We start from the raw sequence: 8,018 nt of genomic DNA, 5'->3' as shown, positions 1-8,018 counted from the left end.
CTGATTAATTTCAGATTTCTTCGCCTGACAGGCCGATGTGTTTGCCGTTGTGCCGTGTCAGTGGAGGCGCATTATAGGGAGATAATTTCCGCTGGCAACCCCTAATTTGAAAAAAGTTTTCAACCGTCTCTTTTTTATGCAACACGCTGTCAAAGTGGCAACATTTCGAGCGTTTTAAAGCCATAACGCTGTAAAACGGGTAAAAGTTGCACAGTTTCCGGCGTCAGCGCCATACAGAAGGCAATATTTTCGTCGGCAGATTTTGCATCCGGCGCTTCATGCCCCAGTAGCCAGGCCGTTCGACGCGCGATTGCTGCGCCCGAATCAATCAGGCGGGTGCCGTCCGGCAACACCTGTAATAACTCATCCTGTAATAAAGGGAAATGTGTACAACCCAGTACTACCGTATCAGGCGGCTCCTTCATGCGCAGCCAGGGGCGCAAAATACGCTTCAGCTCATCCAGCGGCACCGCTTCTCCGTGCAGCTTTGCCTCCGCCAGCTCCACCAGCTCCGCCGACCCCAGCATTTCGATATGGCATTCGTTAGCGAAACGCGCAATAAGCTCATGCGTATAAGGGCGTTTCACCGTACCGCGCGTTGCCAGCAGCCCGACTACGCCGTTAGCCGTTAAGCGCGCGGCGGGTTTAATGGCAGGCACGACACCCACCACCGGAAACGTAAATTTTTCACGCAGCGCGGGCAAAGAAACGGTACTGGCGGTGTTACAGGCAATGACGGCCAGCGCGAGGGGATAGCGAGCCTGAACAGCAGTGACAACATCGACAACGCGCCCGACGATAAACTCTTCGCTCTTTTCACCGTAGGGAAAAGCAACGTTATCGAAAGCGTAGATATAATGCAGATCCGGCAGGAGTTGCCGGATCTCGTCATAAACGGATAACCCTCCGACGCCGGAGTCAAACACCAGGACGGTGGGACGTGCTTTAGAAGGTGTAGCTGCCAGAGACGGTATATTCTCGTCCTGCAGTGCGGTAGCCATAAGCTGTCTCGTACTCTTTATCGAACAAGTTGCCTATTTTACCACGAACTGTCAGGTGAGAGGTCACTGGATATGAAGCAGAAATATCAACCGTGCTATAACAAGGGAGAGTTCGTTGCTCCGGATTATAGCTTGATGTGCGGTTGTCAAAGCGCTTGCCGAAATATTGCCAGGAGAGGTTCATATCCACATCGAATAGCGCCCAATCCAAATCATATTTTGCCTGGCGTTTGGCGCGGCGCGGCAGCACTTCATGGGTTTCATCATCACGCGGATCTATATATTGCAGCGTAACGCGGTGCGAAAAGATGCCGGTGTCAATATTCCCCGTCAGCTCGACCCCTTTGATGGTCGCCGAGTTGATATTGTAATAAGCAGTGTCGCTGTAGGTTATCAGGTTATCGATGGTGTAACGATACGCCGACAGCCGCCAGTCCAGCGGCCCGGTCAGCCCTTCGATACCGGCTTCCCACTGCTTTGACTTTTCCGGTTTCAGGTTCGGGTTAGAAGCAATACCGAAACGCTTCGCGCCAAACTGCTGACCAAGCGAAGGAGCGAGGAAGCCCGTTCCATAGGAGAGCGTGAGGCGGTAATTTTCGATAAACTCCCAGCCCGCAGCGGTCTGCCAGGTGCCGTGCCAGCCGAACTGATCGTCTTTATCTTCACGACCCGATGCCTCCAGCGTGACATCCCCGAACTGTTGCAGCCCGGTCAGATACAGGCCCGTGTTTTCGCGCTCGTAGGCTTCACGCGTGGCGATATCCGCCGAGGTCAGGCGCTCCTGCTTCCAGTCAACGCCCGCGCTCACCGAGCCTTTTCCGACCGCCAGAGTATTTCCCCACTGAATGTAACGCTGCGCCATCTCATCGAGCGTCGTGCCGTCGTGATAGCGGCCATAAATACTGCTGTAGTTGTAATCTTTGCTCTTCTGGTAGCTCGCCAACAATTGAGAAGAGTAGATGCCTTGATTAAAGAGCAGCCCGGTGTCCCAACCCTGGGCGTAAAGCTGGCGCTCATCGGCACTGTAAGAAGGTAAAAACGGCGGGCTTCCAAGGTCATAATCGACGTTATTACTGAAGTTATAACCGCGGAAAAAACCGTTGAAATTATCGTTAAACTTATGCTGAACGCTGCCCCAAAAGGTCTTGTTACGATAACCATCACGGTCGTCGTCATGATCCCAGCTCGAGTCTGGCTGGACGTTAAACCCGCGCGTGCTGGTATAAGAACCCGCCGCCGTCGCAACGGTATCGCCGAAACGCTGGCGTAGCGCACCGTCATACGTTTGATAGCCTTTCGAGCCAACACCCGCGTTGATTTGCGATTTTTCATCATTCGTCAGCGTGATGACATTGACCACGCCGCCGATTGCCCCGGAGCCGTAAACGGTCGAGCGCGGCCCGCGAATGTATTCAACACGCTGCACCAGAGAGAGCGGAATTTGGTTAAGTTCGGGATCGTTCGAAATACCAGAACGCGCAACCGGCACGCCATCGATCAGCAGCAAAAGGTGCTTTGCTTCCGTACCGCGGACATAGACCGATGCGGTCTGCCCCATGCCGCCATTTTGCGCAATATCGATACCGGGCAGCCGACGGAGCACATCCACCAGCGAACGCGATTGCCAGCGATCGATATCCTCACGCGTGACAATTTCCGTCGGTGCCAGCACCGTATTCACCGGTTGCTGAAAACGATTCGCGGTTACTACCATCAAAGACGAGCTGTCGCTACCCTGCGCCCAGCCGGAAAATGCCGTGACGCAGAGCGCCGACAGCAGCGAAACTTTTTTTATCATTGTGAAAGCATCCACACAGTAAAAGGATGCCGCAGGTTTCATCAATAGCTCGCGATGATGTTAACCAGATGCGACGTATTCCGGCAGGTCTTCGGGCTTGGGGGTACAACGAGACGGCGACTTCCCACCAATGGCAGTGTCTGCTTGCGCTACCGTCTCACCTTATCCTTACCGCTGCGCGTCAGCCCCAGATTCACACTGGGTTCCCTTTTAACTCACAGGACCGGAACACGGATGCTACATTCTGTTACATATAGATGTCCAGACTTCCGTAAGACTATTTAGAATGCTAACCAGGGCTGGACATCCCGTGAGCAATCCCTACAATCCCCGCGATATTGTTAATCTCTCAGGAAGCATCATGACCCCCGAACACCTGCCGACAGATCAATACGAAGCTCAACTGGCTGAAAAAGTCGTGCGTCTGCAATCAATGATGACGCCCTTTTGTGCGCCAGTGCCGGAGGTGTTCCGCTCGCCGGTGAGCCACTACCGTATGCGCGCAGAGTTTCGTTTGTGGCATGACGGCGACGATCTCTACCACATCATCTTCGATCAGCAGACAAAATCGCGTATCCGCGTGGATAGCTTCCCGGCGGCGAGCGAGCTGATAAACGAACTGATGGCGAAGGTGATTAGCGCGGTTCGCGGCAACCCGGTGCTGCGCCATAAGCTTTTTCAGGTGGATTACCTCAGTACGCTCAGCAACCAGGCGATCGTCACGCTGCTTTATCATAAGAAGCTGGATGACGCGTGGCGCGAAGAAGCCACCCGCCTGCGCGATGCGCTGCGTGCACAAAATCTGAATATTCAGCTGATTGGCCGCGCCACCAAAACAAAAATCGAACTCGACAGGGATTTTGTCGACGAGCGCTTACCGGTCGGCGGCAGAGAGATTATTTATCGCCAGGTGGAAAACAGTTTCACGCAGCCGAATGCGGCAATGAATATTCAGATGCTGGAGTGGGCGCAGGATGTCACGCGTGGCGCAACCGGCGATCTGCTGGAGCTGTACTGCGGCAACGGCAACTTTTCGCTGGCGCTGGCGCGCAATTTTAACCGCGTGCTGGCGACGGAAATCGCCAAACCGTCCGTGGCGGCGGCGCAATATAATATTGCCGCTAACCATATCGATAATGTGCAAATTATCCGTATGTCGGCAGAGGAATTCACTCAGGCGATGAATGGCGTGCGGGCGTTTAACCGCTTGCAGGGTATTGATTTACACAGCTATCAGTGCGAGACGATTTTCGTCGATCCGCCGCGCAGCGGGCTGGATGCAGAAACTGAAAAAATGGTGCAGGCCTATCCGCAGATTTTGTACATCTCCTGCAACCCGCAAACACTGTGCAAAAACCTCGAAACGCTCGGCCAGACGCATGATATCTCACGCCTGGCGCTGTTCGATCAGTTCCCGTATACGCACCATATGGAGTGCGGCGTGCTGCTGACGCGCAAGCCCTCTCTCTGAAAAGAGGGCCTCACGCTTATTCAGAGGCTTCGTGTTTGCGCCCGCGCAGGCGGAAGCCAATCCAGAACACCAGAATCACCGACAGCACCGCTGGCAGGAAATTAGAGCCAATGGCCGGATACTCTGCACGCACGACGGTGCTGTAGAGCAGCACGCCAAGAATAAAGCAGGCGGCGGCAAGCCCCGGCAGGCCGACCGGCATGGTGCGGTTTTGATAGCGCTGATGCAGGCAATAGACCGTCAGCACCAGCGTGATAATCGGGAAAATCGAAAAGGGCACAATCGAGCTGAACACCACTGAAAACGTGCCGTTAATGGCTAAACCAGCGATCAGCGCCAGCAGCAACGTACCTTTATCTTGACCTGATTGTTTCATTACTTATCCTTCGCTTTCAATTTGATGCGCCAGTCTTTCTTGTTCGCGGCGATACCAGTAATAGGCGCCTTTCGCAATCATTCGCAGCTGTAAAACCAACCGCTCTTCTAATTGCCGACGCTGCTCCTGACTGATATCCAGCGCTTCAGCGCCCGCGCTGAAGACTATCGTCACCATCGCCTCGGCTTGCGCCTCGGTAAAGGCCCGGGGCATATGGTTTTCGAGTTCCAGATAGTCGGCAAGTTCCGCAATAAAATGCTGGATTTCACGGGCGACCGCCGCACGAAATGCGGACGACGTGCCGGAGCGCTCGCGCAGCAACAGGCGAAACGCATTAGGGTTGTTGTCGATAAACTCCATAAACGTCGACACAGAGGTCCGGATGACGCTGCCTCCCTTGGCGATACGCTGGCGGGCCTGGCGCATAAGCTGGCGCAGCATCAGCCCGCTTTCATCGACCATGGTCAGCCCCAGCTCATCCACATCGCGAAAATGTCGATAAAAGGACGTCGGCGCAATGCCTGCCTCGCGGGCCACTTCGCGCAGGCTCAGGCTGGCAAAGCTTCGCTCAGCGCTAAGTTGGCTAAATGCCGCTTCCACCAGCGAACGCCGGGTTTTCTCTTTTTGTTGCGCTCTTACGCCCATCACGATGTTTGAATCCTTCCTGAAACCTGCTGGTACTATATCAGAGAATAAATCTTACCCGAATGTACTGGATTGTGACGGATTGTTTAGCGATGTTTCTTCTTTTCAAGCGTAAAAAAGCACAACGATAATTGGGTTATGCCGTCATTAATGTTAGTATTATGTTGCTTTTATGTATAAGAACAGGTGAGCACGACCATGCCACATTCCTACGATTACGATGCAATAGTAATAGGTTCCGGCCCCGGCGGCGAAGGCGCAGCCATGGGACTGGTTAAACACGGCGCCAGGGTTGCCGTCGTTGAGCGCTACCATAATGTCGGCGGTGGCTGTACGCACTGGGGTACCATCCCGTCGAAAGCGCTGCGCCACGCGGTGAGCCGTATTATCGAGTTCAACCAAAACCCACTCTACAGCGACCATTCCCACCTTCTTCGTTCCTCTTTTGCTGATATCCTGAACCATGCCGAAAGCGTGATTAATCAGCAAACGCGTATGCGTCAGGGCTTTTATGAGCGCAACCGCTGCGAAATTCTCGAAGGGAACGCCCATTTTATTGACGATCATACGCTGGCGCTGGAGTGCCTGGATGGCACAGTCGAAACGATTACCGCTGAAAAGTTTGTTATCGCCTGCGGCTCCCGCCCCTATCACCCGGCAGATGTGGATTTCACCCATCCGCGCGTCTACGACAGCGACTCCATCCTCGATATGCATCACGAACCGCGCCATGTGATCATCTATGGTGCCGGGGTGATCGGCTGCGAATATGCGTCGATCTTCCGCGGAATGAACGTAAAAGTGGATCTGATCAACACCCGCGATCGCCTGCTGGCGTTCCTTGATCAAGAGATGTCGGATTCGCTCTCCTATCACTTCTGGAATAGCGGCGTGGTGATTCGCCACAACGAAGAGTATGAGCGCATCGAACCGCTGGAAGATGGCGTGATTATGCATCTGAAATCGGGCAAAAAGCTGAAAGCAGATTGCCTGCTGTATGCAAATGGTCGCACCGGTAACACCGACAGCCTGCAACTGGCGAATATTGGTCTGGAAACCGACAGCCGTGGCCAGCTCAAGGTCAACAGCATGTATCAGACCGCGCTGCCGCATGTTTATGCCGTCGGCGATGTGATTGGTTACCCAAGCCTGGCCTCCGCTGCGTACGATCAGGGGCGCATCGCGGCGCAAGCCATGATCAAAGGGGAAGCGACCGCGCATCTGATAGAAGATATCCCGACCGGTATCTATACCATCCCGGAGATAAGCTCTGTTGGCAAAACGGAACAGCAGCTGACCGCGATGAAAGTGCCGTATGAAGTGGGTCGTGCGCAGTTTAAACACCTGGCGCGCGCGCAAATCGTCGGTATGAACGTCGGCACGCTGAAGATCCTGTTCCATCGTGAAACCAAAGAGATCCTCGGCATTCACTGCTTTGGCGAGCGCGCAGCCGAAATTATTCATATCGGCCAGGCGATTATGGAGCAGAAAGGCGGCGGTAACACCATTGAGTACTTCGTTAACACCACCTTTAACTACCCGACCATGGCCGAAGCCTATCGGGTAGCGGCACTCAACGGCTTAAACCGCCTGTTTTAACGCTTTGTCGAAATGGCCGTCCATTGTCTCACGGATGGCCTCGGCCAGCTGCTCATAGCGGCTGCGCAGCGGTGAACCAGGGCGGTAAACCAGGCCCACGGTGCGTTTCGGCTCCGGCTTGATACACGGCAGATAAATCACCCCATCGCGCTTACGTTCGCGCGGCACAGCGAGCGCAGGCAACAGGGTGATGCCACTTCCCGCCGCGACCATATTACGCAGCGTTTCCAGGCTGGTTGCGCGAAAGTGCGTATCTTCGTCGGCACCGGCCTCGAAGCAAAAGCCCATCGCCTGATCGCGCAGGCAGTGCCCATCTTCCAGCATCAGCAGTTTTTCGCCCGCCAGGTCGGCCATCGGCACACATTCACGGTTTGCCCAGGGATGGTCTTCATATATAGCCAGCATCATTGGCTCATCAAACAGCGGCACCTCAATAAAGGCTTCGCTCTCTTTGACCAGCGCCAGAATCGCGCAATCAAGCTTGCCGCTGTCCAGCTGCGCCAACAGTTGATGCGTCTGCGCTTCATGCAGATACATTTCCAGTTTCGGGAACGTTTGATGCAGCAACGGGATAATCTGCGGTAACAGATAAGGCCCAACGGTGGGGATCAGGCCAATATGCAGCGGGCCGGACATGGTTTCCCCCTGCTGGCTTGCCATTTCCTTCAGCACTTTGACCTCGCGTAGCACGGTACGCGCCTGGTCCACCAGCAATAACCCCGCCTGGGTAAACAAGACTTTACGGCTGGTGCGTTCCAGCAGCATCACGCCAAGTTCATCTTCCAGTTTACGGATCTGCCCGCTCAGCGTTGGCTGGCTAACATGGCAAGAATCCGCAGCGCGGCGAAAATGGCGGTGTTCGGCTAACGCCACCAGGTACTCAAGATCACGAATATTCATTATTCATCCTCCGTCGCCACGATAGTTCATGGCGATAGATAGCATAGCAACGAACGATTATCCCTATCAAGCCTTCTGATGAATAATTCCCCCCTGAAACAAAACGGTATCTTATATGCTAATACCGCTTACCCTCTGTTTCTCTCTGAACAACTAAAGCCAACGTGAACTTTTGCGGACCCCGTGTCCGCTTTTTTTTACCAAAAAAAAGCCCGGCGTTGCGCCAGG

At 54.3% G+C, this 8,018-nt stretch carries 7 protein-coding genes and 1 riboswitch; of the genes, 2 read left to right on the top strand and 5 right to left on the bottom strand.

Features of this window, described 5'->3' with window-relative positions; genetic code table 11:
• Positions 1-149 precede the first annotated feature (149 nt).
• Together murI and btuB are read right to left on the bottom strand one after the other, a co-directional pair.
• Positions 150-1,001, bottom strand: a complete 852-nt coding sequence (murI, locus tag ACTU3N_RS07185; protein WP_443085452.1) for a glutamate racemase — start codon at positions 999-1,001, stop codon at positions 150-152.
• Entirely contained in the window at positions 946-2,799 is a 1,854-nt protein-coding gene (gene btuB, locus ACTU3N_RS07180) for a TonB-dependent vitamin B12 receptor BtuB (protein ID WP_443085451.1), read from the bottom strand. The genes murI and btuB overlap by 56 nt, the downstream gene beginning before the upstream one ends.
• A gap of 65 nt (positions 2,800-2,864) precedes the next feature.
• Positions 2,865-3,042, bottom strand: a riboswitch (cobalamin riboswitch).
• 118 nt (positions 3,043-3,160) lie between these two features.
• On the opposite strand from btuB, the gene trmA reads away from it, so the two are divergent.
• Entirely contained in the window at positions 3,161-4,270 is a 1,110-nt protein-coding gene (trmA, locus tag ACTU3N_RS07175) for a tRNA (uridine(54)-C5)-methyltransferase TrmA (RefSeq protein WP_443085450.1), read from the top strand.
• Positions 4,271-4,286: 16 nt separating this feature from the next.
• Here trmA and ACTU3N_RS07170 read toward each other — a convergent pair whose 3' ends face one another.
• Positions 4,287-4,646 (bottom strand): YijD family membrane protein, encoded by a 360-nt coding sequence (locus tag ACTU3N_RS07170; protein WP_443085449.1) that lies wholly within the window; start codon positions 4,644-4,646, stop codon positions 4,287-4,289.
• Positions 4,647-4,649: 3 nt separating this feature from the next.
• Positions 4,650-5,291, bottom strand: a complete 642-nt coding sequence (gene fabR, locus ACTU3N_RS07165) for an HTH-type transcriptional repressor FabR (RefSeq protein WP_443085453.1) — start codon at positions 5,289-5,291, stop codon at positions 4,650-4,652.
• A 198-nt stretch (positions 5,292-5,489) separates the two neighbouring features.
• On the opposite strand from fabR, the gene sthA reads away from it, so the two are divergent.
• Entirely contained in the window at positions 5,490-6,890 is a 1,401-nt protein-coding gene (gene sthA / locus ACTU3N_RS07160) for a Si-specific NAD(P)(+) transhydrogenase (protein ID WP_443085448.1), read from the top strand.
• On the opposite strand, the gene oxyR is transcribed toward sthA, so the two are convergent.
• Positions 6,873-7,790, bottom strand: coding sequence for a DNA-binding transcriptional regulator OxyR (gene oxyR / locus ACTU3N_RS07155; protein WP_443085447.1), 918 nt, complete (start codon positions 7,788-7,790; stop codon positions 6,873-6,875). The genes sthA and oxyR overlap by 18 nt on opposite strands.
• Positions 7,791-8,018: the final 228 nt, after the last annotated feature.

It is taken from the genome of Vagococcus sp. WN89Y, from assembly GCF_052220145.1.
Lineage (GTDB): Bacteria > Pseudomonadota > Gammaproteobacteria > Enterobacterales > Enterobacteriaceae > Kosakonia.
The sequence above is the reverse complement of the archived record's forward strand: the minus strand, read 5'-3'. Positions and strand labels throughout refer to the sequence as shown.